This window comes from Rhodospirillales bacterium (assembly GCA_020638175.1).
In the GTDB taxonomy this organism is placed as follows: domain Bacteria; phylum Pseudomonadota; class Alphaproteobacteria; order Micavibrionales; family Micavibrionaceae; genus JACKJA01.
In genome coordinates this window covers 1542112-1568427 of the sequence record JACKJA010000002.1, presented here as the reverse complement: position 1 = coordinate 1568427, position 26316 = coordinate 1542112, and the positions used below count along the sequence as shown (strand labels likewise).

General features: G+C 52.5%; 28 protein-coding genes, 2 tRNA genes and 2 pseudogenes. All 32 read left to right on the top strand.

The window, feature by feature from the left end:
- The 32 genes and pseudogenes from lon to H6868_07620 all read left to right on the top strand — a co-directional run bounded on the left by lon (position 1) and on the right by H6868_07620 (position 26313).
- A pseudogene (gene lon, locus H6868_07775) lies at positions 1–2266 on the top strand (endopeptidase La).
- Positions 2263–2430, top strand: a complete 168-nt coding sequence (locus tag H6868_07770) for a hypothetical protein (protein ID MCB9989212.1) — start codon at positions 2263–2265, stop codon at positions 2428–2430. The pseudogene lon and the gene H6868_07770 overlap by 4 nt, the downstream one beginning before the upstream one ends.
- A 148-nt stretch (positions 2431–2578) precedes the next feature.
- Positions 2579–2853 (top strand): annotated as a pseudogene (locus tag H6868_07765) (HU family DNA-binding protein).
- A 209-nt stretch (positions 2854–3062) separates the two neighbouring features.
- Positions 3063–3138, top strand: a tRNA-Val gene (locus H6868_07760).
- Between the two features lie 360 nt (positions 3139–3498).
- On the top strand, positions 3499–3939 hold the full coding sequence (locus H6868_07755; protein ID MCB9989211.1) for a hypothetical protein: 441 nt from the start codon (positions 3499–3501) through the stop codon (positions 3937–3939).
- 150 nt (positions 3940–4089) lie between these two features.
- Positions 4090–5211, top strand: coding sequence for an alanine dehydrogenase (gene ald / locus H6868_07750; GenBank protein ID MCB9989210.1), 1122 nt, complete (start codon positions 4090–4092; stop codon positions 5209–5211).
- Positions 5212–5281: 70 nt separating this feature from the next.
- Positions 5282–5358, top strand: a tRNA-Asp gene (locus H6868_07745).
- Positions 5359–5375: 17 nt separating this feature from the next.
- Positions 5376–5708, top strand: a complete 333-nt coding sequence (locus H6868_07740; GenBank protein MCB9989209.1) for a hypothetical protein — start codon at positions 5376–5378, stop codon at positions 5706–5708.
- Positions 5709–5785: 77 nt separating this feature from the next.
- Entirely contained in the window at positions 5786–6157 is a 372-nt protein-coding gene (locus H6868_07735; GenBank protein ID MCB9989208.1) for an NADH-quinone oxidoreductase subunit A, read from the top strand.
- On the top strand, positions 6148–6333 hold the full coding sequence (locus H6868_07730) for a hypothetical protein (GenBank protein ID MCB9989207.1): 186 nt from the start codon (positions 6148–6150) through the stop codon (positions 6331–6333). Before H6868_07735 ends, H6868_07730 begins: the two co-directional genes overlap by 10 nt.
- Positions 6333–6908 (top strand): NADH-quinone oxidoreductase subunit B, encoded by a 576-nt coding sequence (locus H6868_07725; GenBank protein ID MCB9989206.1) that lies wholly within the window; start codon positions 6333–6335, stop codon positions 6906–6908. The genes H6868_07730 and H6868_07725 overlap by 1 nt, the downstream gene beginning before the upstream one ends.
- 5 nt (positions 6909–6913) lie before the next feature.
- Positions 6914–7555: an NADH-quinone oxidoreductase subunit C gene (locus tag H6868_07720; GenBank protein MCB9989205.1), complete on the top strand. Its 642-nt coding sequence runs from the start codon at positions 6914–6916 to the stop codon at positions 7553–7555.
- 5 nt (positions 7556–7560) lie between these two features.
- The gene (locus H6868_07715) at positions 7561–8772 is read left to right on the top strand and encodes an NADH-quinone oxidoreductase subunit D (protein ID MCB9989204.1); all 1212 of its coding nucleotides are present in this window, start codon (positions 7561–7563) and stop codon (positions 8770–8772) included.
- A 3-nt stretch (positions 8773–8775) separates the two neighbouring features.
- On the top strand, positions 8776–9540 hold the full coding sequence (locus H6868_07710) for a hypothetical protein (GenBank protein ID MCB9989203.1): 765 nt from the start codon (positions 8776–8778) through the stop codon (positions 9538–9540).
- A 3-nt stretch (positions 9541–9543) separates the two neighbouring features.
- Positions 9544–10200: an NADH-quinone oxidoreductase subunit NuoE gene (gene nuoE / locus H6868_07705; GenBank protein ID MCB9989202.1), complete on the top strand. Its 657-nt coding sequence runs from the start codon at positions 9544–9546 to the stop codon at positions 10198–10200.
- Positions 10201–10256: 56 nt separating this feature from the next.
- A complete protein-coding gene (locus H6868_07700) occupies positions 10257–10526 on the top strand; it encodes a hypothetical protein (GenBank protein ID MCB9989201.1) in 270 nt (89 codons plus the stop codon).
- An 8-nt stretch (positions 10527–10534) separates the two neighbouring features.
- Positions 10535–11968: a hypothetical protein gene (locus H6868_07695; GenBank protein MCB9989200.1), complete on the top strand. Its 1434-nt coding sequence runs from the start codon at positions 10535–10537 to the stop codon at positions 11966–11968.
- Between the two features lie 80 nt (positions 11969–12048).
- Positions 12049–13035 carry a hypothetical protein gene (locus tag H6868_07690; GenBank protein MCB9989199.1) on the top strand — a complete coding sequence of 329 codons (987 nt, stop codon included), beginning with the start codon at positions 12049–12051 and terminating at the stop codon, positions 13033–13035.
- Between the two features lie 147 nt (positions 13036–13182).
- Positions 13183–14466 (top strand): NADH-quinone oxidoreductase subunit NuoF, encoded by a 1284-nt coding sequence (gene nuoF, locus H6868_07685; protein MCB9989198.1) that lies wholly within the window; start codon positions 13183–13185, stop codon positions 14464–14466.
- A gap of 3 nt (positions 14467–14469) precedes the next feature.
- Positions 14470–16512: an NADH-quinone oxidoreductase subunit G gene (locus H6868_07680; protein ID MCB9989197.1), complete on the top strand. Its 2043-nt coding sequence runs from the start codon at positions 14470–14472 to the stop codon at positions 16510–16512.
- Positions 16509–16922, top strand: a complete 414-nt coding sequence (locus H6868_07675) for a hypothetical protein (GenBank protein ID MCB9989196.1) — start codon at positions 16509–16511, stop codon at positions 16920–16922. The genes H6868_07680 and H6868_07675 overlap by 4 nt, the downstream gene beginning before the upstream one ends.
- The gene (locus H6868_07670) at positions 16923–17234 is read left to right on the top strand and encodes a hypothetical protein (protein MCB9989195.1); all 312 of its coding nucleotides are present in this window, start codon (positions 16923–16925) and stop codon (positions 17232–17234) included. It abuts the gene before it with no gap.
- 97 nt (positions 17235–17331) lie between these two features.
- Positions 17332–17598 carry a hypothetical protein gene (locus H6868_07665; protein ID MCB9989194.1) on the top strand — a complete coding sequence of 89 codons (267 nt, stop codon included), beginning with the start codon at positions 17332–17334 and terminating at the stop codon, positions 17596–17598.
- A gap of 15 nt (positions 17599–17613) precedes the next feature.
- Complete coding sequence (nuoH, locus tag H6868_07660; protein ID MCB9989193.1) at positions 17614–18624, top strand: NADH-quinone oxidoreductase subunit NuoH; 1011 nt, start codon at positions 17614–17616, stop codon at positions 18622–18624.
- Between the two features lie 9 nt (positions 18625–18633).
- Positions 18634–19116, top strand: a complete 483-nt coding sequence (gene nuoI, locus H6868_07655; GenBank protein ID MCB9989192.1) for an NADH-quinone oxidoreductase subunit NuoI — start codon at positions 18634–18636, stop codon at positions 19114–19116.
- A gap of 68 nt (positions 19117–19184) precedes the next feature.
- Complete coding sequence (locus H6868_07650) at positions 19185–19412, top strand: hypothetical protein (GenBank protein MCB9989191.1); 228 nt, start codon at positions 19185–19187, stop codon at positions 19410–19412.
- Positions 19413–19560: 148 nt separating this feature from the next.
- On the top strand, positions 19561–20172 hold the full coding sequence (locus H6868_07645) for an NADH-quinone oxidoreductase subunit J (GenBank protein MCB9989190.1): 612 nt from the start codon (positions 19561–19563) through the stop codon (positions 20170–20172).
- A 5-nt stretch (positions 20173–20177) separates the two neighbouring features.
- Complete coding sequence (gene nuoK, locus H6868_07640) at positions 20178–20486, top strand: NADH-quinone oxidoreductase subunit NuoK (GenBank protein MCB9989189.1); 309 nt, start codon at positions 20178–20180, stop codon at positions 20484–20486.
- Between the two features lie 4 nt (positions 20487–20490).
- On the top strand, positions 20491–22521 hold the full coding sequence (gene nuoL, locus H6868_07635) for an NADH-quinone oxidoreductase subunit L (protein MCB9989188.1): 2031 nt from the start codon (positions 20491–20493) through the stop codon (positions 22519–22521).
- A 15-nt stretch (positions 22522–22536) separates the two neighbouring features.
- A complete protein-coding gene (locus tag H6868_07630; GenBank protein ID MCB9989187.1) occupies positions 22537–24138 on the top strand; it encodes an NADH-quinone oxidoreductase subunit M in 1602 nt (533 codons plus the stop codon).
- Entirely contained in the window at positions 24131–25582 is a 1452-nt protein-coding gene (gene nuoN / locus H6868_07625; GenBank protein MCB9989186.1) for an NADH-quinone oxidoreductase subunit NuoN, read from the top strand. The genes H6868_07630 and nuoN overlap by 8 nt, the downstream gene beginning before the upstream one ends.
- Positions 25582–26313, top strand: coding sequence for a biotin--[acetyl-CoA-carboxylase] ligase (locus H6868_07620; GenBank protein MCB9989185.1), 732 nt, complete (start codon positions 25582–25584; stop codon positions 26311–26313). The genes nuoN and H6868_07620 overlap by 1 nt, the downstream gene beginning before the upstream one ends.
- Positions 26314–26316: the final 3 nt, after the last annotated feature.

Here is a 26316-nt window from a genome sequence, read left to right as displayed (position 1 = left end):
ATGATTGGGTTTTCTTCTTCTTCCTCAAAGGATGCTGTTTTACCGGTTTTGCCATTGCGCGATATCGTGGTGTTTCCGCACATGATTGTGCCGCTGTTTGTTGGCCGTGAAAAATCGGTCAAGGCGCTGGAAAACGTGATGTCGGAAAACAAGCAGATATTGCTTGTGACGCAAAAGCAGGCGACGGAGGACGATCCGGGGCCAAACGATTTGTACATGGTCGGCACGATCGGTACGATTTTGCAAATGCTGAAGTTGCCTGACGGTACGGTCAAGGTTTTGGTCGAGGGCGGCAATCGCGTAAAAATCGATAAATTCACCGAAGTGGATGGTTATCTGGAAGGGGCCATGCACGAATTGAGTGACGAGACGGTCGTCGACGATGAAGTTGAGGCTCTGGCACGGGCTGTGGCGGCGCAATTTGAGCAATACGTCAAGCTGAACAAGAAAATCCCGCCGGAAGTTATCGTTTCGATCAACCAGATCGAAGAGCCGTCAAAGATGGCCGATACGGTGGCGGCGCATTTAACGCTCAAGATTGAGGAGCGGCAGGAATTGCTGGAGCTGTCGAATACGGCAGCCCGTCTTGAGAAAATCTACAGCTTTATGGAAGGCGAGATCGGCGTTCTGCAAGTCGAAAAACGTGTGCGCAACCGCGTGAAGCGCCAGATGGAAAAAACCCAGCGCGAGTATTACCTGAATGAACAGCTCAAGGCTATTCACAAGGAGCTTGGTGAGAACACCGATGGCGGATATGACGAGATTAACGAGCTTGAAAAGAAGCTGGCCGATACCAAGTTGACCAAAGAAGCCCGTGAAAAGGCCGATAATGAGCTGAAAAACTGCGGCAGATGAGCCTGATGTCAGCTGAGGCGACGGTTGTTCGTAATTATCTCGACTGGATTCTGGCGGTGCCATGGCAAAGCCGCACCCGCGTCAAAAAGATATCAAGGATGCCAAAAGGTTCTCGATACCGACCATTATGGTCTGAAAAGGTCAAAGACCGTATTCTCGAATATCTGGCGGTTCAAAACCGTACCAATAAAGTGAAGGGGCCGATTCTGTGTCTGGTCGGTCCGCCGGGGTTGGCAAGACGTCGCTGGGGCAATCGATTGCACGGGCGACCAATCGGAACTTTGTGCGGATATCTCTGGGCGGCGTGCGGGACGAAAGCGAAAATCCGCGGTCACCGCCGGACTTATATTGGTGCTATGCCCGGCAAGATCATGCAGGGGATGAAAAAGGCGAAATCTTCCAATCCGCTGTTTTTGCTGGATGAGGTGGACAAGCTGGGCTCTGACTGGCGCGGCGACCCGTCGTCGGCGTTGCTGGAGGTTCTCGATCCCGAACAAAACAGCACCTTTAACGATCATTACATGGAGCTTGATTACGATCTGTCGGATGTGATGTTCTGTATGTACGGCAAATTCCTGAATATGCCGCGGCCGCTTCTCGACCGGATGGAAATTATCCGGATTTCCGGTTACACGGAGGACGAAAAGTTGCAGATTATCCGGCGGCATTTGCTGAAAAAGCAAACCAAGGCGGCGGGGCTGCGTAGCGGGAGTTTTCAATCAACGATAATGCCCTGCGTCACCTGATTCGTTATTACACACGGGAAGCCGGCGTTCGGAATCTGGAACGGGAAATTGCCAATCTGTGCCGGAAGGCCATTAAGGAAATCCTGATGAAGGGCCGTAAACGGGTTAATATTACAATCCGTAATCTTGAGACCTTGCCGGGGTTCACAAATTCCGCTATGGCGAGATTGAAGAGCGTGACCGATCGGTGTGGTCAACGGGCTGGCTTATACCGAGTTTGGTGGTGATTTGTTGTCGATTGAGGTTGTTACCATGCCCGGTAAAGACGGCAAGGTGACGACTACCGGGAACATCAAAGAGGTTATGAAGGAATCGATTACCGTGGCCGAGATGCTTATGAAATCGCGGGCGGCGCAGTTCGGCATTGATTATGACGAGCTGAATAAAACCAATATCCACGTGCACGTGCCGGAAGGGCAACCCCAAGGACGGACCTTCGGCTGGGGCTGCCATGACGACCGCCATTATTTCGGCGTTGACCGAATCGAAGTGCGGCGTGACGTGGCGATGACCGGCGAGATTAACTTGCGCGGGTACGTTACGGCGATTGGCGGCCTGAAGGAAAAACTTCTGGCGGCCATGCGCGGGGAATCACCAAAGTTCTTATTCCTAAAGATAACGAAAAAGACTTGGCTGACATCCCGGACAAGGTGAAAAGGGCATGAAAATCGTTCCTGTCAATACGATCGAAGAAGTGCTCTCACATGCCTTTGATTGCCCTGCCGGGAGCCTATTCTGGAAAATAAAGACGAAAAAAATACCTGAAATTTCGTCAAAAAGTGCAGAAAATAAGGGCGAAGACGTGATTCTGGCATTGAGTCTCCTTTAAAAAGAGCGTAAAAATGATTCGTCTGGAAGGGACGGAACCCCTAGTGTTTTTGGGATTCCTCGGACCAGATCCTGTTTATCCATTATTATGTTGTGTTGAGAGCAGGTTGTTTTTTATTTGTTAATATCTAACCTAAGAAGGGGTTCCCGTGAATAAACAAGAACTCGTAAATCAAGTAGCTTCAAAGCTGATCTTCCGAAAACCAAAGCACAAGCTGCTGTTGAAGCTATCATCGACAGCATCAAAGCCAGCTTGAAAAAAGGCGATGAAGTTCGTCTGGTTGGTTTTGGTACGTTCAGCGTTGCCAAGCGTGCAGCTACGACAGGCCGTAACCCGCGTACGGGCGAAGCCATCAAAATTCCGGCTTCCAAACTGCCGAAATTCAAAGCTGGTAAAGAACTCAAAGACGCTGTTAACAAATAATCCATTTGTGACAGCTTTTTTATTGAGCTTAAAAGCTTCGGCTTCGCAGATTAGCGAGGCCGAAGTTTTTTTAGGTCGATTTTTTATCTTTTTAGAGGGGGCGGGGCTTGGGAATTACGCGAGGCTATCGGCGCGTTCATAAAAATTTATAACAGAACGCTTGATTTTTGTCTGATAACTCATTATTGAAGAACCTTCCTTTTCTGGAAGGGCGGTTAGCTCAGTTGGTAGAGCATCTCGTTTACACCGAGAGGGTCGGCGGTTCGAGCCCGTCACCGCCCACCATCATCACCCGATAATTACCGGCAGATACCTTCATCCAGCGCGATGAAGTGAACCGCCGTGTTTTTTTTAAAGAGCGTGCTTGCGGCACGCGGGGTTCGAGCCCGTCACCGCCCACCATCATCACCCGATAATTACAGGTGGATTGTTCTCGTTGTTTTTATCAACTTTAGGTATGTATTTTGCGTTTGCGGGGAGTGTAAAGGGGCCTATTTTTGTACTGTTTTTAGAAAAAATGATTTTAATACAGTTGGTTATTGTTTTTATTCGTTCAACCGAGAGTTTATCTTTTGTTTACCCTTGTACTATACTATAGTATAAGGGTTGGTTATTACGGATATGATGTTCAGGAAGGGGAATATCATGGGAACACAACAAATTAGGCAGGTCAATCGACCGGAAGATCTTGACGATGAAACAGCTTATGCGATGACAGAAACGGTGTTGTCGGATTATCTGGCGCTTCACAAGCGCGTTCTTCATAAATTGCGCCATGCGCGGCAGGCTACCCTGACTACTCTGGAAGAGATTAATCACTTTTTTGAGCTGGTGAAGCTGGATGAGGCGATTGAGCAATATAGTGATATGTGGGATCGAGATATTAAGAAATTTGTGGGGTCGGGGCTAACTGAAGAAGAGTTGCGTCATATTGAGGGCGCTCTGGATTCGGTGCCTCTGGCGGTTAAAGTTCACTATCAGATGCTTTTGGATAAAGATCCTTTGCCGGAGATGGAGGTTGATCTTCAGGAACGGGACAGGGCTTATAAAATTATCAGCCAGATTTATCAGCAGGAATTAATGTAATTTTTGAATAACCATAGTTTTGCTTCACTCCTGAGCGGTACAGAATGTGCCGCTTTCTTTTTGTCAATTTTGGGGCAATGTTTCTGGCGTTTTTTGGGAAGCATGCTAAAAGGGTAGCCAGACTATCCCTGATTCCAAGTGAGGTTTTTCATGATTATCGGTTGTCCAAAAGAAATAAAATCGCAAGAGCATCGTGTCGGTCTGGTTCCTGCGTCGGTCAGGGAGCTGGTGGCGCATGGCCATAAGGTTATTATGGAGGCAAACGCCGGGGCCGGGATTGATTTTTCCGATCAGGATTATCAGGCGGCTGGTGCCGAAATTCGCGGGACGGCGCAGGAGATTTTTTCTGAAGCCGATATGATTATCAAGGTCAAGGAGCCGCAGCCTTCCGAGTGTGTGATGTTGCGCGAGGGCCAGTTGCTGTTTACCTATCTGCATCTGGCGGCGGATCCGGAGCAAGCCAAAGGGCTTATGGATTCGGGCTGTGTGGCGGTGGCTTATGAAACGGTGACCGGGCCGGGCGGGCGTGGTTTGCCGCTGCTGGCACCGATGAGCGAGATTGCCGGGCGGCTGTCCGTACAGGTGGGCGCTTTTAACATGCAAAAACATATGGGCGGACGCGGACGTATGATTACCGGCGTTCCGGGCGTGGCGCCGGCGCATGTAACGATTCTGGGCGGCGGCGTTGCCGGGTTTAATGCGGCGCGCATGGCGGTTGGCATGGAGGCCGATGTTACGATTTTAGAAAAAAGCCCGGAGAGGCTTCGGTTTCTGGACGATTATTTTGCCGGTCGCGCCAAGGTGCTCTATTCCGGTCGGGATACGGTGGCGCAGGCGGTGAATGATTCTCATCTGGTGATCGGGGCGGTCCTGATTCCCGGTGCCGCGGCGCCAAAGCTGGTGAGTCGTGACATGTTAAAGGATATGAAGGCCGGGACGGTGATGGTCGATATCGCGATCGATCAGGGAGGCTGTTTTGAAACCAGCCACGCTACGACGCATAATGATCCGACCTATGAAATCGACGGAATTATTCATTACTGTGTGGCGAATATGCCGGGGGCGGTGGCGTTGACGTCGGCGCTGGCGCTGAATAACGCAGTGTTGCCGTACGCCCTGCAACTGGCGGACAAAGGCTGGAAGAGGGCGTTGTCTGAGGATTCCAATTTGCGGGCCGGTTTGAATGTCTGTTGCGGTGATATTACGTATGAAAGTGTGGCGACAGCGCTGGAGCTGACGTTTAATGGATCTCCGGCGGCGCTGGCAGTATAAAAATGCCGGGCGATGCCGAAAAATCGTTGACATGAAGAATCAATCCCTGTAACAAATCACTCACTCTTTTGCGGGAGTAGTTCAGCTGGTTAGAACGCCGCCCTGTCACGGCGGAGGTCGCGGGTTCAAGTCCCGTCTCTCGCGCCATTCTTTTTTTGGTGAGCATGACTCGATTAGTAATAGGTGTTTTCGGGTGGTATATCGGAACGACGGCATTGATCGCCGGTTTGTGGATGATTAACTTTATTATCGAATCCGGTGAAATTTACCCCTACCTGTTTGCTCTTCTTTCTTTTGGTATTGCTTATATTTTCTCAAAATTCTGGATGGGGCTGGAGGGAATAGGTTTCTATCTTTCCCTTGGGGTTTTCCTGTTGACGTCGGCGGCGGCCTATTACATCCCTGTGTATTACATATTTTTTGTGTCGTGGGGGGTGATGAATGCCCTTTTAGGGATTCCCCTGATGCTGATCGTCTTGCTGAAATTCGCCGATTAATTTTATTCAACATTCTTCCATATAAGATGATTGTCCGTCTTGGAATGGGGATGGCTTGCTGTTAGAATGCCCCCACTATGGCACACGAATCCTATTTACTTGAGTATCTTCCGATCGTTGTTTTCTTCGCTATTGCGGGGGGGATGGCGGTGTTGATGATTGTGGCGTCCCTGATTGTCGGCCTGCGCCGTCCGGACAAGGAAAAGCTGTCGGCCTATGAATGCGGCTTTGATGCATTTTCCGATACGCGCAGCAAGTATGATGTCCGGTTTTACCTGGTGGCCATTTTATTCATTATTTTTGATCTGGAAATTGCGTTTCTGTTCCCGTGGGCGATATCGCTGGGAGCGATCGGGATGTTTGGTTTCTGGTCGATGATGTTGTTCCTCGGCGTTTTGACGGTCGGATTTATTTACGAATGGAAAAAAGGGGCCCTGGAATGGGAGTAGGTCGCTATCCGGTTTGTCTCAAGTTAAAGATTTTATACGCTGCTGAGGCCGATCGTCGGGTTGGTACTGCGGAGGAAAGAGTTTCTGCCATGATTGCAGAGGGGGCAGTCGGATATAAGCCTCGACAAGATATTCAAAAAGGCTTGGGGGATCTGCTAACGAAGGTGAAAATTTAATGTCTCACGAATCAAAAATTTTTACGGCGCCGGGTTATGATCTGAAAACGGATATTCCGTTTCCACCGGCTGCCGAGCAGGATATTGTGCCGGCGGCAATTTCCAAGCACGTTAAGGATAAAGGGTTTTTGCTGACGTCTGCCGATGCCCTGTTTGACTGGGCGCGGACCGGGTCGATGTGGCCGATGACATTCGGGCTGGCGTGCTGCGCTGTGGAGATGATTCACTCTTATATGAGCCGCTATGACCTTGACCGGTTCGGGATGATCCCACGCCCCTCTCCGCGGCAGTCCGATGTGATGATCGTGGCCGGGACGCTGACAAACAAGATGGCTCCGGCGCTGCGGCGTGTGTACGACCAGATGCCGGAACCGCGCTGGGTGATTTCCATGGGGTCGTGCGCTAACGGCGGGGGGTATTACCATTATTCCTATTCAGTTGTGCGGGGGTGTGATCGCGTGGTGCCCGTTGATATTTATGTGCCGGGGTGCCCGCCAACGGCGGAAGCGCTGGTTTATGGCTTGTTGCAACTGCAACGGAAAATCCAGAACGAAGATACGAGGATTGCCCGATGAATGCGATGGTTGACGAAGCGCTGGTTGATCTGGCCGAGCATATAGAGGAAAGCTTGGAAGGCGCGGTTGAGCGTCACGAGGTTCTGAACGGTGAGCTGGTGTTGCATGTGCGGCGGGCCGATATCGTTTCGACTTTGCTGTTTTTGCGGGATGACCGGGAATGTGGGTTCAAGCAGCTCATCAATTTGTGTGGGGCAGACTATCCGCAGCGAGCCGAGCGGTTTGACGTGGTTTATATGCTGCTGTCCCTGTCGCAAAACCAGCGACTGCGCGTTAAGGTGACGACGGATGAAGCCCAGCCTGTCCCTTCGGTGACGGGGGTATTCAGTTCTGCCGGTTGGTATGAGCGCGAAGTGTGGGATATGTACGGTGTTTATTTCGACGGGAATCCTGATCTGCGCCGGATTTTGACCGATTACGGGTTTGAGGGGCATCCGCTGCGCAAGGATTTTCCGCTGACGGGGTATGTTGAAGTGCGCTATGACGAGGAGCAAAAGCGGGTCGTTTACGAGCCTGTGACGTTGACGCAGGAATTCCGCGATTTCGACAATCTCAGCCCGTGGGAAGGGATGACAGACATTATGCTGCCCGGTGACGAGAAGGCTGTGAAGCCGCCGCATGGCTATCGTGAAACGAAGGCGGGGTAAGACACATGAAAGCGCAAAACGTGGTGAAGCCAGCGAATCAGGAAACCCAAATCCGGCCCTATACGATGAATTTCGGGCCGCAGCACCCGGCGGCGCACGGCGTTTTGCGTCTGGTGCTGGAGCTGGACGGGGAGGTCGTCGAGCGGGCCGATCCGCATATCGGCTTGCTGCACCGGGGCACGGAAAAGCTGATCGAGCACAAGACCTATATGCAGGCGACGCCGTATTTCGACCGGCTGGATTATGTGGCGCCGATGAATCAGGAACACGCTTTTGCGCTGGCGACGGAAAAGTTGCTGGGGATCGACGTGCCGCTGCGGGCGCAATATATCCGGGTTTTGTTTTCGGAAGTGACGCGGATTTTAAACCATATTCTGAATATTACGACCTATGCCCTTGATGTCGGAGCGATTACGCCAGCACTGTGGGGTTTTGAAGAGCGCGAAAAAGGCATGGAATTTTATGAGCGCGTTTGCGGCGCGCGCCTTCATGCTAACTATTTCCGTCCCGGCGGCGTGGCGCTGGATATGCCCGACGGACTGGCCGAGGACATTTATGCATGGACCGAGAAATCGGTGAACAGGGTCATTGATGATCTGGATACGCTGCTGTCCGGCAACCGGATTTTCAAACAGCGCACGGTCGATATCGGTACGGTTGGTCTGGAGGAAGCGCTGAACTGGGGCTTTACCGGGCCGATGCTGCGGGCGAGTGGCGTTCCTTGGGATTTGCGCAAGGCGCAGCCCTATGAAGTCTACGAGCGGATGGATTTTGACATTCCGGTTGGCAAGACGGGGGATTGTTACGCCCGTTATCTGGTGCGGATGGAAGAAATGCGCCAGTCTCTGAAGATTATTCGCCAGTGTATCAATGAAATGCCGGACGGGCCGGTGATGGTGGACGACCGGAAAATCGCGCCGCCGCCGCGGGCCGAGATGAAATCGTCCATGGAGGCGCTGATCCACCACTTCAAGCTGTTTACCGAAGGTTATCACGTGCCCGCCGGGGAAACTTATACGGCGGTCGAAGCGCCGAAGGGCGAGTTTGGTGTCTATCTGGTGGCCGACGGGACCAACAAGCCGTATCGCTGTCACATTCGCGCGCCGGGCTTTGCGCATTTACAGGCGCTGGATTTTATGAGCAAGGGCCATATGCTGGCCGACAGCGTGGCGATTATTGGCTCGATGGATATTGTGTTCGGGGAAATTGATAGGTAAGCCATGAAATACTTTTTTATTATTTTACTGTTTTTCGCTTTTGCTCCTGAAGCTCTTGCATTTAATAAGCCAAATGAAAATAGGGCTTATAAACATTTTCAAAAACTGGATGAGGTTGGTGGGTTTAAGGCTGTATACGATTATTTGCAATCAGGTAAACAGCAAGAATTTTTGTCCAAACCAGAAGATATTGAATCCTTTGGTGTTTGGCTTCGGGATATACATTTTAATCCGGATAAGGATTTACGTTATGGCTTTTTATATGCATCCCATATGAGGGAACTGAGTGATGCATATTCTAAAAAAGGAATTCGAAAAGTTTCTGAAGACCTCAAAGGGGTTTCTGCACTTTCTTATTTTGTAGCACTTTTGAAAATGAATAATTCTGTTAGTCGTTGTGATGATGTGAATGTTGGAATGAGGGCTAAGCTTGCTTGGGCCCCTAAGAATAGTGACTATAAAGAGCTCTTTTTAACAATTGATCCAAGTAAGCGTACGGAGTGGTTCGATATTATTGTTCAGCATGCAGAAAAATCTGTAAAAAGTGAACCAGTAGTTTGGGTTTGTTTGGATGGTGCTAGTGTAATGAGCAAAGCTATACAGGCTGATGAAGAAGAGCAAAAAATCGAAGATCCCGAAGGATTGGGCCGCAATTATGCGATGGTGGATACATCAAAATATGTTGAGTTTATTTCTGATGAGGCTTGGAAAAAGAAGCGTGATGAGAATGTGGAAAAGCTAAAAAAATATCTTTTAGACAGTGATTGACCGATGAAAAAACCGTTTGAAATTCATGCTGAGTACCAGCCGAAAAACTTTGCCTTCAAGGAGCAGAAGAAGGTGGATGAGATTCTGGCGCGTTACCCAAAGGGGCGGCAGCGCAGCGCCGTGATGCCTTTGCTGGACCTGGCGCAGCGTCAGACGGGCGAAGAGGGCGCGAAAGCCAAGGCGCCCTATGGCGGCTGGATCCCGCGGGCGGCGATGGATGTGATTGCCGATATTATCGGGGTGCCGCCGATCAAGGTTTATGAAGTCGCGACGTTCTATTCGATGTACAACCTCGCGCCCGTTGGTGTGCACCATGTGCAGTGCTGCACGACGACGCCGTGCTGGCTGCGCGGCAGTGCCGATATCGTCAAAGCGTGCGAGTCGGAGCTGGGCATTCATGTCGGAGAAACAACCAAGGACGGCCAGTTTACCTTGTCAGAGGTTGAATGTCTGGGGGCGTGCGTCAATGCACCGATGGTCCAGATTAACGATGATTATTACGAAGACCTCGGTGCCGAAAGCATGAAAGATATTCTGAAGGCGCTGGAAAAGGGTGAAAAACCGCCGAAGGGCTCGCAAACCGGACGGCACAATTCCCTGTCGGCCGCCGGAGCGACGACGTTGCTCAAGCAGGCGAAAAAGGCCGGGGTCGCCTCATAATTTTCTTGCAGAATGAAAATAGCTTATGGTAACCGTCTCTTCATATGATCGAAGAGATGGATATATTATTGGGTGAAACCGGGCAGGTTGTCCTGAGTGTTCCGGGCGCTATTCCCGCCGGTAATATCGTTTTGTCTCTTTATCGTAATCATGTGGAGCTGTGTGCCGGGGCGACCTGTTTTGCCCGGGTTACGGATATCGAAACCGATATTGTTGCAACGCTGTCGGGATTTGATGACGTTCCGCTTTTGGAAGTGATCGATCCGGAGAACCCGCCGTGCTATATAAAATGCCGGGCGACGGTTCAGGATCAACGGAAGGAATAACTGCGACGATGACTGCGCTGGCCGTCGATTTCAAATATTTAGCTGCGCCGCAAGGCGAAAGTCTGGATTCTCTTCTGGGGCCGACGGGGATTGTCGCATCACTGGGGCGCAAGGCCGATAATGTGGCGGCGAGCATCAAGCGCCGTGTGAATCTCTCTAAATTGCTGACCCGTGAAAATGGTAAAAAAGCCGCGTGGATGGTTTTGAAATCTACGGCGGTGGCAACGGTCGGGCCGATGCTGGCGGGGGGCGTCATCGGGATTATCGGTGTGGCGGCGACAGTTGGAACGGTTGGCGCGGTGCGTTCCTATATGGAAGAGCGTCATAAGGGCAAGGGGCCGGCCCTGAAAACGGCGGCGAAGAAATTTTTAAAGGACGGGGCGATGTCGGCGCTGTTCGGCAGCCTGATGATTGCCGGGGGGGCGTTGATCCCTGAACCTGTGCTGGAAAAGGCCAAAGATCTGGCGCTACGGGCTGTGGGGACGGCTCTTGAATTTGCGGTGCCGCCGGTTGAAGCCCATCCGTACGATGATTATATGCGGTTAATGGGCGAGGACTCTTTTTCTACCCCGGAGCCCGCGCCGCCGCCCGTGGAGGTGCCTGAGGCAGTGCCTGTGGAGCCGTCAGCAATCGATACACCCGTCGAGAAACCAGCGCCACAAAAGCAAGAATTTCAAGGCCGCACCCGTTTGGTTGATGCCGGGCCAGAGATTGATGCCGGGGATTTGCCGGTGGAATTGCCAAGCGCCGAGGATCAATTTCGGGCGCATATTGCCGGGGCTGATAATGTTTCCCCGAAAGTTACCGCGGCGCTGGATCATATTCACAGCGACAATGCCAATATCCGGGCGCAGGCTTACAAGGATTTGTCCTATTTTGCAGCGGGACGCGACGGGGTTATGGCCGATCCGGGACTGGCGAAAGCGATGCTGACCGAGGCTTATGAACAAGGCGCGACATCGGCCGGGGTCCAGAGACAAATCCTGGCAGATATGAAGTTTTATGGTTTGACCCCGGAAATGATTGCCCAACAGGCAGAGGAAAAGGTCGCTGCGGTTGCCGAGAAGGTAGTTGCGGACAGCGCTGCGCTCCCTGCGGCCATGCCGGAACCTGTGGCTGAGAAGGCTCCGTCGGCTCTCAAAAAAGGCTGGCAGTGCATGATTTCTGTGTTCGAAACGAAAGAAAGCTATGTTGATTGGGGCAACGATGATTCGGGGTTCCCGCGCTATGCTGAACGGGCGCACGAGCATATCAATATGGCTTGTGATGAGCATGTAACAGAAGACGGAGTTGGCAAAATCACGAAATGGTTTAATGCCGCCCGGGAAAAAGTGCTGGAAAGCGGTCAGCAACTGTTCCGTGGTAATTACGGTTTCGAGATGCGGTCCGACGGGAAGGTGGCTTTTGGCACGACGCCCCCCGGTTTTAATCCGTTCGGCTAAGGAATTTATGAAAATTTTTTGACTTATCGCAATTAAGAATGCTACAACCCGCAACAGATTTTTAAATAAAGGAGAAAAAAATGAGTGCATTGGTGAAAAGTTATATGGCTGCGACGGCCGCAGGCGCAGTTTTGCTGGTCAGTGGCGCGGCGCAAGCCTGTGAGTATGATTATTTTGGTGGCTGTGGCCAGCAGCCCAGCGGCAACGTGTCGATAGACGATCATTCGACAAATGTGAATTCCATGAGCCAACACACGACGGCCAATCCTGTAGCAACAGCCAACGCCAATCCGACTTTGATTGCTAATCCGAGCGCGAGTGGAACAGGGATTGCGACTGTAGGGCCGGTATCTGCTGCCGGTGGTCAGGGCGGCCAAGGTGGTCAGGGCGGCCAAGGTGGTCAGGGCGGCCAAGGTGGCCAAGGTGGAATTGGTCAGGGTGGCCAGGGTGGAATTGGTCAGGGTGGCCAGGGTGGTTCTTCATCTGCCGGTTCGTCCTCCAGCACGGGGGATCAGACTCTCATTAATGAAGCAACCAAGATTCCGAAGTTTACCGGACATATTGCTATTGGTGGTGCGAATACGCCGAATAACTACACGACGGGTCCGTTGACACAAAGCTATTCCGTCAATGTGCTGGGGCTGGTTGCCGGCGGTAAAGCCGGTCCGACCGAGCAGGCGAAAGCTATTATTACATCCCAGCAGCAGCATCCGGGGAATTCCGATCTCGATCAGGCCGGTCGCATTGTAACCTACAATGCGGAAATGGATGCGCAAAAAGACCCTGAAAAACAGGGGACGTCCCACCGCTATGTCGGTGTGATGGCTGCGTTGGCGGCAACGGCGCCGAAAGAGGCTTGTGGCTCCATATCTTCCAAATGGGCGGCCAGTGCGACGGCGACGATGCTGGGAGAGAAAGCCGTGGACTTTGGCAAGGTTGGGGCATGTCAAAAGCCTGTTCCCGTGCAAAAGGGCCCGACCGCAGAACAGGTCGATGCCAAAATTGAAGCGGCTGAAAAGCGTGTTATGAAAAAGTCATACGGTGAGTTTGAGCCGATCATGAAATAAATAAACCTCTATTTTCCAAAAGCCGCCGCGGGATATCCTTGCGGCGGTTTTTTATGCGCAAAAGCTGTGAATTGCCCCTTGGCCTTGGGCGCGCTTGGCGCTATCCTGTGGAAGCATTTGATTCTATGACTTTCACGACAGGTCCACATGCTTGACGATAAAGACCGCATTTACACCAATCTCTATGGCTTTGAAGGGGCGGACCTGACGGCGGCGCAAAAGCGTGGCGATTGGGACAAGACTGCCGATTTCATTAAAAAGGGCCGGGGGTGGATCATCGACGAGATGAAAGCTTCGGGGCTGCGTGGGCGCGGCGGGGCCGGGTTTCCGACCGGGCTGAAATGGTCGTTCATGCCCGACCCGGAAAAAAGCGGCAAGCCGCATTATCTGGTTATCAATGCCGATGAGTCCGAGCCGGGTACCTGTAAGGACCGGGATATTCTGCGCCATGAGCCGCATAAGCTGATCGAGGGGGCGTTGCTGGCCGGGTTCGCGATGGGCGCGCATAAGGCTTATATCTATATCCGCGGCGAGTTTTATAACGAAGGATCGGCAGTCGTGCAGGCCATCCGTGAGGCGCGTGAGGCCGGGCTTCTGGGCAAGAATGCCGCCGGATCGGGCTGGGACTTTGATGTGGAGCTGCACCGCGGGGCGGGGGCATATATTTGCGGTGAGGAAACGGCTTTGCTGAACTCTCTGGAAGGCAAGAAAGGCCAGCCGCGTAACAAGCCGCCGTTTCCGGCGATGGCGGGGCTGTATTCCGCGCCGACGACAATCAATAATGTTGAGACGATTGCCGGCGTGGCGACGATTTTGCGGCGCGGCGCCAAGTGGTTTTCTTCGCTGGGGCGGGATGAGAAAAACGCCGGGACGAAGGTTTTTTGCATATCCGGGCATGTGAACAATCCCTGTAATGTCGAAGAAGAGATGGGAATCCCGATGAGGGACCTCATTGAAAAACATGCGGGCGGCGTACGCGGCGGATGGGATAACCTGTTGGCTGTGATTCCGGGGGGATCGTCCTGTCCGGTCCTGCCAAAGGCAACATGCGATACGGTCTTGATGGATTACGACTCGCTACGTGAAGTGCAAAGCGGTCTGGGGACGGCGGGGCTGATTGTGATGGACAAATCGACGGATATCGTCAGTGCCATATGCCGTCTGTCGCAGTTTTATATGCATGAAAGCTGTGGCCAGTGCACGCCGTGCCGTGAAGGGACGGGCTGGTTGTGGCGGATGATGAAGCGTATGGTGGCCGGGAATGCTACGGTTGAAGAGATTGACCAGATGATCGAGGTCACGAAAGAGGTTGAAGGGCATACGATTTGCGCGCTAGGGGATGCGGCGGCGTGGCCGGTGCAGGGGTTGGTGCGCCATTTCCGGCCTGAGCTGGAAAGGCGGATCATGGAATACAGAAAGGCAGCGGCGTAGAAAATGCCAAAACTTACAATCAACGATCAGGAAATCGAAGTCGAAGCCGGGACGAGTATCTTGCAGGCGGCGGAGCAGCTTGGCATTGAAGTGCCGCGCTTTTGCTATCATGACCGCTTGTCCGTTCCGGCGAACTGCCGGATGTGCCTGGTCGAGGTTGAGGGCGGCCCGCCGAAGCCGGTGGCATCCTGCGCGATGGCCTGTGCCGATGACATGGTTGTGCATACCGATTCCCCGATGGTCAAAAAGGCCCGCAAGGGGGTTATGGAGTTCCTGCTGATTAACCACCCGCTGGATTGCCCGATTTGCGATCAGGGCGGCGAGTGCGATTTGCAGGATCAGGCTGCTGGCTATGGCTATGACCGTTCGCGTTATCATGAGAACAAGCGCGCCGTACCGAACAAGGATATCGGGCCGCTGGTTAAAACGATTATGACGCGCTGCATTCAATGTACGCGTTGTGTGCGGTTTACCGATGAGATTGCCGGGATGACGGAGCTGGGGCTGCTGCACCGGGGCGAGGATGTCGAAATCGATACTTTCGTCCAGAAGGCGATGAAGTCCGAGCTGTCCGGGAACCTGATTGATATTTGCCCGGTTGGTGCGCTGACTTCTGCGCCGTATGCGTTTAAGGCGCGCTCATGGGAGCTGGCCAAGACCGAGACTATCGATGTGCATGATGCGGTGGGCTGCAATATCCGGGTTGATTCCCGTGGCGGCGAAGTGATGCGTGTGTTGCCGCGCCTGCATGAAGATATCAATGAAGAATGGATCAACGATCGGACACGTTTTGCCTATGACGGGTTGAAACGGAACCGCCTGGATCGCCCGTGGATGCGCGATGAGACGGGCAAGCTGCGGCCCGCCAGCTGGGACGAGGCGCTGGAGGTTGTCGGTGCAAAGATGAAACGCGTGAAGCTGGAAAATATGGCGGCGCTGTCCGGGGATCTGGTTGACCTTGAATCGATGGTGGCGCTGAAAGACCTGATGGGATTGAAAGGCGCGCATGATATTGAATGCCGGGTGGATGGCGGCCGTTTTGATGTGTCTGAGCGTTGCGGCTATACGTTTAATGCCGGGATTGCCGGGATCGAGGATGCCGATGCCATTTTGCTGGTCGGGACCAATCCGCGCTGGGAAGCGACGATGGTTAACGCCCGGATTCGCAAGGCATGGCTGAATGGCGGCGTGCGGGTCGGGATGATCGGTGAGCCGGTCGACCTGACCTATCCTGCGGTGCATCTGGGGAGCGGTCCGGCGGATCTTGAAAAACTGATTAAGGCGAAGGACGGCTTTGCCGATATTCTGAAGAACGCAAAACGCCCGATGATTATTATTGGTGCGGGGGCTTTTGCCCGCGAGGATGGTGTTGCTATCCAGCATCTGGCCCGTGAAGCTGCTGAAGCATTCGGGATGATCGGTGAAGAATGGTGCGGATTTAATGTGCTCCATAATGCTGCGAGCCGGGTTGGGGCACTGGATATCGGGTTTTACACCGACAAGCCGTTTGATATCGCAGAGAAGACCTTTGTGTATCTGCTGGGCGTTGATAACGGGCCGCTGTTTGAGGCAATCCCGAAGAAAGCCTTTGTGGTTTATCAGGGCCATCACGGGGATGCCGGGGCGGCGCGGGCGGATGTGATCCTGCCGGGCTGTGCCTACACGGAAAAAGCCGCGACCTATGTGAATACGGAAGGGCGCGTTCAAATGGCCCGTAAGGCCGTTGATGCACCGGGGCAGGCCAAGGAAGACTGGAAAATCCTACGGGCGCTGTCTGTGCGGGCTGACACGTTATTGCCTTATGATGATGCTGTGGCGCTTCATAACCGGATCATCACCGAATGGCCGCATCTGGGCGAGGTTGATGTGATTCTGCCATCTCCGTGGGTCGAATTTTCTAAAAAAGGCAAAGCATTAAAGGCCGATTTTGAAAATCCGGTTGAGGATTTCTATCAAACCAATGTGATCTGCCGCGCTTCGGAAACGATGGCGCAATGTAGTGCGGTCTTTGTGAAAAAACAGAACTATAGGGAGGCTGCGGAATGAGCAGAACGACAATCGAAATGGTGCGTGAATTTCACGAAGTTTATGGATGCGCGATCAAGGATCAACCGGATGTCGCCGATGCCGCTATCAACCGCTTGCGGATTAATTTGCTGCGGGAAGAGCTGGAGGAGCTGGAAGAGGCATTGAGCAATAATGACGCTGTGGAAGCTCTCGATGCGCTCATTGATTTGCAATATGTTCTGGACGGGGCTTTTCTGGCGCTGGGGATGCATGCACTGAAAAACGAGGCGTTCGATGAGGTGCATCGCTCGAACATGAGCAAGCTCGGCCCGGATGGGAAGCCGATTTTGCGCGAAAGCGATCAGAAAGTGATGAAAGGCCCTGATTATTTTCGGCCGGATTTGGCCGCAATTGTTCGTGCCCATTTTGAAATAGAGGAGGCTGCGTAAATGGGGCGAGAAAACGAATATGTTGATTATTTTTTCGATTCAAAAAAAACATCTGTCGTGCGGTTAAGAAAGGTATTCGAAGGCGAAATTAAAACGCTTGCTTTGGGAAATATCTTAGAGCTTGAGGTTGTTGATCTTGACTCTGATCCGCAGCCCGACGGTGGATACCCGAGCCATGTTTATCAAGCATCTATAAACGGAGCATGGGTCGAGATTACGCGTGATGGCGAGAGGGTTGTTGGAAGATCGAATTTAAGAACGACTGCGGACTACGTAAAGGGCGAGGTAATGGCGTGTGCTATAAACGGCTAGGATCAGAAAGGCACAATTAATCAAATCTTTCTGGTCAAATCCAGCACATTTTATCAACATCGAAGAAGGCGCCGCTTAAAGAAGAAAAGGACACAAAATGATAAAGAAAATTGAACGTATTTCCATTGTGCAGACCAGTTTGACTTTGTCGACGGTGACGACGTTGGTGCTGGTGCCTTTGATGTTCATCCAGTTCATTATAGCCTTGATGCAGGGTGGGAATATTCTGGGGCTTTTTCTGGTTGTCCTGTTTCCTCTGGTGTATTTGCTCGGGGCGTTTGCATTGTTTGCCTTTATTTTCTGGATTTACAACATGGTTGCTGACTGGCTCGGCGGCATTGAATTTACAGTTACGGATCGATAGGTAGAATGTATCGTTATGATTGAGCTCTGGACAACATACGGCTTGCCGCTGGCAATTATTCTCGGATGGATCGGACTGATTGTCGGCGTGGTTTTGATCGCTGTTGCTTATCTGACCTATGTCGAGCGTAAAGTTCTGGGGGCGATGCAGCGCAGGCAAGGGCCGATGACGGTTGGGCCGTTCGGGCTTTTGCAACCGATTGCGGACGGTGTGAAGCTACTGTCCAAGGAAACGATTATCCCGTCGCAAGCTAACCGCCCTGTGTTTCTGTTGGCGCCGATCCTGATGTTTATTCTGGCTTTGATTGCCTGGGCGGTGATCCCGGTTGATTACAGGATGGTGCTTGCCGATATCAATGTCGGGATTTTGTATTTGTTTGCTGTTTCCTCCATGGGGGTTTACGGCGTGATTATGGCCGGATGGGCTTCGAACTCCCGTTATGCGTTTCTTGGCGGGCTGCGTTCCGCGTCGCAAATGGTGTCCTATGAAGTGTCTATGGGGCTGATTATCGTTTGTGTGCTTGTCTGTGTAGGCTCTCTGAACCTGACCGATATCGTGATGGCGCCGCGTCCTGTGTGGGTGCAGGTGATGCTGTTCCCGATGTTTATCGTGTTTCTTGTGTCGATTTTGGCGGAAACCAACCGGGCACCGTTTGACTTGCCGGAGGGGGAGTCAGAGCTGTCCGGCGGGTTCATGGTGGAATATTCGGCGATGACTTTCGCGCTGTTCTTCCTGGGGGAATACGCGAATATGATCCTGATGAGCGCGATTGCGGTTGTACTGTTCCTGGGGGGCTGGCTGCCGCCGTTCGGGATGGAATTTCTTGGGTTCGTGCCGGGCTTTGTCTGGTTTGTCGTTAAGACCTGCGCGATCCTGTTCTTCTTCCTGTGGGCGCGGGCGACTTTCCCGCGTTACCGCTATGACCAGCTGATGCGGCTGGGCTGGAAAGTGTTCCTGCCGTTAACGCTGGGCTGGGTGGTGTTTATGGCCGGGACGCTGATGGCGTTCGATGCGCTGCCGGGATAGGAAAGTGATATGATTGCACAGGCGTTAAAATCTTTTTTGCTGATCGACATCGTCAAGGGTATGTCCCTGACGCTGCGGTATATGTTTCGGCCCAAGGTGACGATCAACTATCCTTACGAAAAGGGACCGATCAGTCCGCGGTTTCGGGGCGAGCATGCGCTGCGCCGTTATCCTATGGGGGAGGAGCGCTGCATTTCCTGCAAGCTGTGTGAGGCGATTTGCCCGGCGCAGGCGATTACGATCGAGGGCGGCGTGCGCGATGACGGTTCGCGCCGGACGGTACGTTATGACATCGACATGACCAAGTGTATTTATTGCGGCCTATGTCAGGAAGCCTGTCCGGTCGATGCGATCGTCGAAGGGCCGAATTTCGAATATGCCACGGAAACCCGGGAAGAGCTGTTCTATAACAAGGACAAGCTGCTAGAAAACGGGGATGTCTGGGAGGCGCAGATTGCCCGGAACATTGCTGTGGACGCAAAATACCGTTGAATTCCTTGACATATTCTTTTTTTCCACCCTAAATGTTTTCAATAATCAAACATGGGAAGGGATCTATTATGAGTGTTCAAGTTAAAGGAACAATCGAATCTTACGAATTTAGCGGCGGCGTTCATGTTTTGAATGTCAGGGAGAAATGGCGGAACCATACAAGAGCGGTCGCTATTCCCGGCGATCAGGTCAAAGGGCCGGATTATCCTCATAAAGGCGGGCAGATTGAAGGGGAATACACTGACGCGCCGGAAACCGGAAAGCCGCAATGGACCAAATTGCACTTTGGTAATTGAGCATCGTTTTTTTAATTTTATCTGCAAATTAACAGTGGTTTTCTTGGCGCAGGGGATTGCGGCGCAGGGCTGAACATATTAAAACAATCAGGGATAGAGAGAATCTCTGTTTTTTGTTCAGTTATAACGCGTAGTATCACGGCATATCATGGTTTCGGCCCTCGCCTTTTATTTCTTTGCGACGATTTTGATTATAGCGGCCCTTCTGGTGATTTCCGCACGTAATCCCGTGCATGCCGTTCTGTTCCTCATCCTGGCTTTCTTTAATGCGGCGTGTCTGTTCGTTTTGCTGGGCGCCGAGTTCCTGGCGATGATTATTGCCATTGTTTATGTCGGAGCTGTGGCGGTTTTGTTCCTGTTTGTCGTGATGATGCTGGATATCGGGATCGAAAAAGTCCGGGCGGGCGCGCGGCGTTATGTGCCGCTGGGGCTGGGCGTGGGTACGGTTTTGCTGGCGGAGCTGGCATTTGTTTTCAAGGGATGGCATGCCGCGCCGGCGGTTGAAGCGCGGGCGGCGTCATCCCCGGCGCTGGATAGTAGTCTGGGGAATACAGAAATTCTGGGCCGGTTGATCTACACCGATTATTTTCTGGCGTTCCAGATGGCGGGATTGATTCTTTTGGTGGCGATGATTGGCGCGATTGTCCTGACGCTTCGGCATCGTTCCGGTGTGCGGAAACAATCCGTAGCCCGGCAGGTATCCCGAACCCGTGAGGAAACCATGAAAATCGTCAAAATCACACCACGGACGGGGGTCTGACGATCATGGAAATCGGTGTTGAGCATTATCTGTATCTTTCAGCGGTGGTTTTTACGTTGGGTGTTTTCGGGATTTTTCTGAATCGCCGGAATGTGATTATCATCCTTATGTGTATCGAATTAATGCTGCTGGCGGTGAACATTAATTTTGTGGCGTTTTCATCCTTTATGAACGATATGGCGGGGCAGGTGTTCACCATGTTTATCCTGACCGTGGCTGCGGCCGAGGCTGCTATCGGTCTGGCGATTTTGGTCGTGTTCTTCCGTAAGAGCGGATCGATTGCCGTCGACGATATCGCCGAGATGAAGGGGTAGGGGGATGGTTGAATTATTCGCTGTATTCTCACCGCTTGCCGGATTTTTGCTGGCCGGGTTGTTCGGGAAGCAAATTGGGGATAAAGGAGCGCAATTTGTAACGTGTGCCGGGGTTATTCTGGCGGCGTTTTCGTCGGTTATTTTATTTTTTGATGTAATCATGGATAGCGATCCGCGTGTGATTACGTTGGCGCCATGGATTACTGTGGGTGCGTTTAGTGTTGACTGGGCGCTGCGCGTCGATCAGCTCTCCGTCGTTATGATGTGTGTGGTGAATGTGGTTTCGGCCTGCGTCCATGTTTATTCGATCGGCTATATGAGTCATGATCCGCATAAAGCCCGTTTTATGGCGTATCTGAGCCTGTTTACCTTTGCCATGCTGATGCTTGTGAGCGCCGATAATTTGCTCCAGCTGTTTTTTGGCTGGGAAGGGGTCGGTGTGGCGTCTTATTTGCTGATCGGGTTCTGGAACCACAAACACAGCGCCAACTTTGCGGCGGTGAAGGCGTTTGTGGTCAACCGGATTGGCGATTTTGGTTTGATCCTCGGGGTGATGGGGATTTACGCCATTTTCGGTACCGTCAAGTTTGACGAGATATTTGCGGCAGTGCCTGCGCATGCTTTGGATCACATGGTCTTTTTCGGATTTCATATTCATGCCCTGACCCTTGTCGGTCTGGCGCTGTTTATGGGGGCGATGGGGAAATCCGCACAGTTGGGCCTGCATGTGTGGTTGCCGGACGCGATGGAGGGGCCGACGCCGGTGTCGGCTTTGATCCATGCTGCGACGATGGTTACGGCCGGTGTTTTTCTGGTGGCGCGTTTTTCACCGTTCTTTGAATATGCACCGATTGCTTCGATGGTGATTTGTATCGTCGGGGCGTTGACAGCGTTTGTGGCGGCGACGATCGGCATGACCCAGTTTGATATTAAGCGGGTGATTGCCTATTCGACGATGAGCCAGCTCGGCTACATGTTTTTTGCTCTGGGCGTGTCGGCGTATGGCGCGGCGATGTTCCATTTGATGACGCACGCTTTTTTCAAGGCTTTGCTATTCCTTGGCGCGGGGTCGGTGATCCACGCGATGAGCGACGAACAGGACATGCGCAATATGGGCGGGGTCTGGAAGAAAATACCAATCACCTACATTTTGATGTGGATTGGCGGGCTGGCGCTGGCCGGGATCCCGTTTTTTGCGGGTTACTATTCCAAGGACATTATTCTGGAGTCAGCCTTTGCCGATCATACATGGTTTGGTTTGTTCGCGTATTGGCTGGGGATTGCCGCGGCGATTATGACGGCGTTTTACACGTGGCGGCTTATTATCATGACCTTCCATGGCAAACCGCGGGCCTCAAGCGAGGTTATGCATCATGTCCATGAATCGCCGCAAGTGATGATCGGGCCGCTGGTGGTGTTGGCGGCCGGGGCGATTTTTGCCGGGGCCGTATTTTACGAGCCGTTTGTCGGGGGGCTGCACAAGGGGCCGGAACTGGTCACGCATGAGCTTGAAATCGAGCACGATGTCGAAGCACCGGCACTGGAAGACGAATGGCTGGAGCCGGCGATTAACCGCCGGTCGTTCTGGGGGGATTCCCTGTATGTTTTGAAGGCAAACGACACGCTGGAAGCTGCGCACCATGTGCCTGAATGGGTCAAGATGGCTCCGCTTGTAGCCGGGTTTTCCGGTATCGCTCTGGCTTACCTTGTCTATATGATCTTCACGGGAGTTCCCGGCTGGATCGTCCGGTTTATGCGGCCTGTGCATGATCTGTTTTACAACAAATGGTATTTTGACCAGCTCTACGACTTCTTTATTGTGCGGGTGATCCGTATTTTGGGGAACTATTTCTGGAAGACCGGTGACGGCAAGCTTATTGATGGTATGGGGCCGGATGGTATGGCATCCCTTTCCTACATTACCGGTAAAATTCTGGGGCGTTTCCAGACGGGGTATATTTATCACTATGCCTTTGCGATGCTGGTCGGTGTGATTGTATTTATTTCCTGGCTTTTGGTCAGCGGAATTATGTAACGGGATACAGGGGTTATGACGGAACTGCCGATATTATCCATTATGATCTTCCTGCCGCTGGTCGGGATATTGTTTATCTTGATGATCGGTAACAAGGATACGGTCGAAGCGGCGAATAATGTCCGCAAAACGGCGCTATTTACATCGTTGTTTACCTTTGTGCTCAGCCTTTACATGTTGTTCCAGTTCGACGTTGGCGATCCGGGGTTCCAGTTTGTCCAAAAGTCTGAATGGTTCCCGGGACTGGGGATTTCCTATCATGTCGGGGTTGATGGTATTTCCCTGTTTTTTGTGATGCTTTCGGCTTTTCTGACCCCTGTCTGCATTCTGGCGAGCTGGGAGTCGGTCAAGACACGGGTCAAAGAATACATGATTGTGTTTTTGATCTTGGAAACTTTTATGATCGGGACGTTCACGTCTCTGGATGCCTTGTTGTTCTATGTTTTCTATGAAGGGTCGCTGATCCCGATGTTTTTAATTATCGGGATATGGGGCGGAGAAAACCGGGTTTATTCGGCCTATAAATTTTTCCTTTATACGCTGACGGGATCGGTGTTGATGCTGGTCGGGCTGTTGGCGCTGTATTTCCTGACCGGGACGACGGACATCCCGACTTTGATGGCCAACCCGGTGACGGCGGATATCCAGCGGTGGTTATGGCTGGCCTTCTTTGTCAGCTTTGCGATCAAGGTGCCGATGTGGCCGGTGCATACGTGGCTGCCGGATGCGCACGTGCAGGCGCCAACGGCTGGCTCGGTTATTCTGGCCGGGGTTTTGCTGAAAATGGGCGGTTACGGGTTTTTACGGTTTTCCCTGCCGATGTTCCCGGATGCCAGCGCTTATTTCGCTCCGCTGGTTTACGGGCTAAGCGTTGTGGCGTTTGCCTATGCTTCGCTGGTGGCGTTTGTCCAGCGCGACATGAAAAAGCTGATTGCCTATTCATCGGTGGCGCATATGGGCTTTGTGACACTGGGGATTTTTACGGGTACGATTCAAGGGCTTCAGGGCGGTGTTTACCAGATGTTGTCTCACGGCTTGATTTCTGCGGCTTTGTTCTTGTGTGTCGGGGTGGTTTACGACCGGCTGCATACGCGGGAAATGTCGCGTTATGGCGGGCTTGTGAACAATATGCCTGTGTATGCGACCGTGTTTATGATTTTGATGCTGGGGTCGGTTGGCTTGCCGGGAACGTCCGGGTTCGTCGGTGAGTTTCTGGCTTTGCTCGGGGTGTTCCATGTGAATGTGACGCTGGCGTTTTTCTCTGCCGGGGGGATTATTCTGGGCGCTATTTATATGCTGCGTCTTTACCGCAAAATCATTTTCGGGCCACAGGATAATGCGGATGCGTCTATCCTGCCGGATTTGAATATGCGGGAAATCGTTATTTTCTTCCCTATTGTCGGGATGGTGATCTGGTTTGGTCTGTTTCCGAATTTTATTCTGGAACGCACAGAACCGGCTTTGGAAAAGCTTATGCTGAATTATCACATCGGTTTGCAAAAGCCCCTAGAGCTTTCTCAATGGAACTTAAACGGGATTATGCCGGCGGCCGGGAATGAGGAAACAGAGGTGTTTGGCGTTATGCCGCCGATGCCGGAGGAAATTATAAATGAGTGATGTTGTATCTCTAGCTTCGCCGATCATTGCGTTGCCGGAAATATTTCTGGCGGCGGCGGCTCTGGTTTTGCTGGTGGTCGGGGTGTCCCGCGGCCGGGAACTGACGTGCGGCATTTGTGTTTCCGTGGTGGGCTGTTTTGGGTTGGCGCTTTTGTTTTTGCTGGGGATTGATTGGGACCGCGGTCTGGCCTTTGGCGGCATGTTTGTGATGGACCAGTTTGCCGGACTTATGAAGATGCTGGTTCTTGTCGGTTTGATGGCGTCCGTTGCGCTGTCTGTTAAATACCTCCAGCAGGAAGAAATGGTCCAGTTTGAATATCCGCTTCTGGTCATGCTGGCCGGGCTGGGGATGTTGTTGATGGTTTCGGCCAATGACATGCTGATGGCTTATATGGCGCTGGAATTACAGGCGCTCAGCCTTTATGTTCTGGCGGCTTTCCGGCGCGATAACCAGAGATCCGGCGAAGCGGGGATCAAATATTTTATCCTGGGCGCTTTGTCATCGGGGATGTTGTTGTTCGGTATTTCCCTTGTCTATGGCTATACAGGGGCGATCGGGTTTGATGCGATTGCCGCCGTGCTGGCGGAAGGCCCGATCCCTGTCGGCGTGACGGTCGGAATGGTGTTTATTCTGGTCGGGATGGCGTTCAAGCTCTCGGCGGTGCCTTTTCACATGTGGAGCCCCGATGTTTATGAAGGAGCCGCGACATCTGTGACGGCGCTGTTTGTTATGGTGCCCAAAATCGCGGCGATGGCTCTTTTGATCCGGCTAATGATGGTTCCGTTTGGTTCGATGGTCGATCAATGGCAACAGGTGCTTTGGGTGATATCTGTCGGGTCGATGGTTGTCGGGGGCTTCGGGGCTCTGGTTCAAACCAATATCAAGCGCCTGATGGCGTACAGCTCGATCAGCCATATGGGGTATGCACTGGTGGGGCTGGTGGTGGCTTCTCCGCAGGGAATAAGCGCCGTCATCATATATCTTGTGATTTACCTGATGATGACTGCCGGGGTGTTCTCTATTATTTTGATGATGCGTCGCGGCGGACTGCCGGCGGTGCAGCTGGCTGATCTGGCCGGTTTTTCCCGTCATAATCCGATGTATGCCTATGCTATGGCGATCCTGATGTTTTCCATGGGCGCTATTCCGCCGATGGCGGGTTTCTTCAGCAAGATGTTTGTATTTCAGGCCGCTGTTCAGCAAGGCATGTACGTTCTGGCGGTGATCGGCGTTTTAACGTCGGTTATTGCGGCCTTCTATTATTTGCGGATTATCAAGGTCATGTTTTTTGATCCGCCCGCCGATCCTTTCGATCAGGATTTCGGTCTGGGGCGCCGGGCTATGGTCCTGATTAGCGTGTTGTTTGTTCTGGCCTTTATTCTGGTTCCCGATACGCTGGTCCAGATTGCCCGGAATGCGTCTTCCGTATTTTTTGGCGGCTGATGGTTGACTGGCAAGTTCATACTTACGCGTCTTTGTCCTCGACGCAGGATTATGTCCGCGAGCTGGCGGAGGAAGGACTTCCCGAAGGCACGGTTGTGCAATGCCTGACCCAGACCAAGGGCCGTGGGCGGCAAGGCAACGAATGGAATTCACCGATCGGTAATCTTTATATGTCGGCTTTGCTGCGGCCCGGTTGCACCGCCAATCAGGCCGGGCAGCTGGCGTTTGTTGTGGCGCTGGCGGTGTCGGCGGCGATGGATGACGTGATTGAATCAGGGCACAAGAAAACGCTGAAATGGCCGAATGATATTCTTGTCGATGGCAAAAAGGCTGCGGGTATATTGCTGGAGAGTGATATTCAGGGCGACCGTGTTGAGGGGCTGACGGTTGGCGTTGGTGTTAATATTATGGCGCCGCCGGAGGGGGCGGCTGGCTTACAGGCGTTGAGCGGTGGCGGACAGGTTCCGATTCATCCGTTCCGGGACAAGCTGTTGGCTCATTTGGGCCGGGAATATGAATGCTGGCAGGGGGAGGGGTTTGCCCCTGTCCGGGAGGCATGGCTGGCACAGGCGCATGGTCTGGGGCAGGCTGTGAAGGTCCGGCTGGCTGCGGAAGAGTTTTCCGGTGTTTTTAAAGATTTGGACGCGGATGGTACTTTACTGGTAGAGCTGGCCGATGGAAATGTCCGGGCTGTGCGCGCCGGCGACGTGTATTTTGAAGAAAGCGAATAGAGC

Bases quoted from the DNA above. Each gene is read 5' to 3' on its own strand.
- nuoI (MCB9989192.1), top strand. From the start codon at position 18,634: ATGATTGCACAGGCGTTAAAATCTTTTTTGCTGATCGACATCGTCAAG.
- H6868_07695 (MCB9989200.1), top strand. From the start codon at position 10,535: ATGACTGCGCTGGCCGTCGATTTCAAATATTTAGCTGCGCCGCAAGGC.
- H6868_07700 (MCB9989201.1), top strand. From the start codon at position 10,257: ATGGATATATTATTGGGTGAAACCGGGCAGGTTGTCCTGAGTGTTCCG.
- H6868_07755 (MCB9989211.1), top strand. From the start codon at position 3,499: ATGGGAACACAACAAATTAGGCAGGTCAATCGACCGGAAGATCTTGAC.
- ald (MCB9989210.1), top strand. From the start codon at position 4,090: ATGATTATCGGTTGTCCAAAAGAAATAAAATCGCAAGAGCATCGTGTC.
- H6868_07710 (MCB9989203.1), top strand. From the start codon at position 8,776: ATGAAATACTTTTTTATTATTTTACTGTTTTTCGCTTTTGCTCCTGAA.
- H6868_07675 (MCB9989196.1), top strand. From the start codon at position 16,509: ATGAGCAGAACGACAATCGAAATGGTGCGTGAATTTCACGAAGTTTAT.
- H6868_07735 (MCB9989208.1), top strand. From the start codon at position 5,786: ATGGCACACGAATCCTATTTACTTGAGTATCTTCCGATCGTTGTTTTC.
- nuoE (MCB9989202.1), top strand. From the start codon at position 9,544: ATGAAAAAACCGTTTGAAATTCATGCTGAGTACCAGCCGAAAAACTTT.
- H6868_07720 (MCB9989205.1), top strand. From the start codon at position 6,914: ATGGTTGACGAAGCGCTGGTTGATCTGGCCGAGCATATAGAGGAAAGC.
- H6868_07665 (MCB9989194.1), top strand. From the start codon at position 17,332: ATGATAAAGAAAATTGAACGTATTTCCATTGTGCAGACCAGTTTGACT.
- H6868_07620 (MCB9989185.1), top strand. From the start codon at position 25,582: ATGGTTGACTGGCAAGTTCATACTTACGCGTCTTTGTCCTCGACGCAG.
- nuoH (MCB9989193.1), top strand. From the start codon at position 17,614: ATGATTGAGCTCTGGACAACATACGGCTTGCCGCTGGCAATTATTCTC.
- nuoF (MCB9989198.1), top strand. From the start codon at position 13,183: ATGCTTGACGATAAAGACCGCATTTACACCAATCTCTATGGCTTTGAA.
- H6868_07770 (MCB9989212.1), top strand. From the start codon at position 2,263: ATGAAAATCGTTCCTGTCAATACGATCGAAGAAGTGCTCTCACATGCC.
- H6868_07650 (MCB9989191.1), top strand. From the start codon at position 19,185: ATGAGTGTTCAAGTTAAAGGAACAATCGAATCTTACGAATTTAGCGGC.
- H6868_07645 (MCB9989190.1), top strand. From the start codon at position 19,561: ATGGTTTCGGCCCTCGCCTTTTATTTCTTTGCGACGATTTTGATTATA.
- nuoL (MCB9989188.1), top strand. From the start codon at position 20,491: ATGGTTGAATTATTCGCTGTATTCTCACCGCTTGCCGGATTTTTGCTG.
- H6868_07680 (MCB9989197.1), top strand. From the start codon at position 14,470: ATGCCAAAACTTACAATCAACGATCAGGAAATCGAAGTCGAAGCCGGG.
- H6868_07725 (MCB9989206.1), top strand. From the start codon at position 6,333: ATGTCTCACGAATCAAAAATTTTTACGGCGCCGGGTTATGATCTGAAA.
- H6868_07730 (MCB9989207.1), top strand. From the start codon at position 6,148: ATGGGAGTAGGTCGCTATCCGGTTTGTCTCAAGTTAAAGATTTTATAC.
- H6868_07715 (MCB9989204.1), top strand. From the start codon at position 7,561: ATGAAAGCGCAAAACGTGGTGAAGCCAGCGAATCAGGAAACCCAAATC.
- H6868_07690 (MCB9989199.1), top strand. From the start codon at position 12,049: ATGAGTGCATTGGTGAAAAGTTATATGGCTGCGACGGCCGCAGGCGCA.
- H6868_07630 (MCB9989187.1), top strand. From the start codon at position 22,537: ATGACGGAACTGCCGATATTATCCATTATGATCTTCCTGCCGCTGGTC.
- H6868_07670 (MCB9989195.1), top strand. From the start codon at position 16,923: ATGGGGCGAGAAAACGAATATGTTGATTATTTTTTCGATTCAAAAAAA.
- nuoN (MCB9989186.1), top strand. From the start codon at position 24,131: ATGAGTGATGTTGTATCTCTAGCTTCGCCGATCATTGCGTTGCCGGAA.
- nuoK (MCB9989189.1), top strand. From the start codon at position 20,178: ATGGAAATCGGTGTTGAGCATTATCTGTATCTTTCAGCGGTGGTTTTT.
- H6868_07740 (MCB9989209.1), top strand. From the start codon at position 5,376: ATGACTCGATTAGTAATAGGTGTTTTCGGGTGGTATATCGGAACGACG.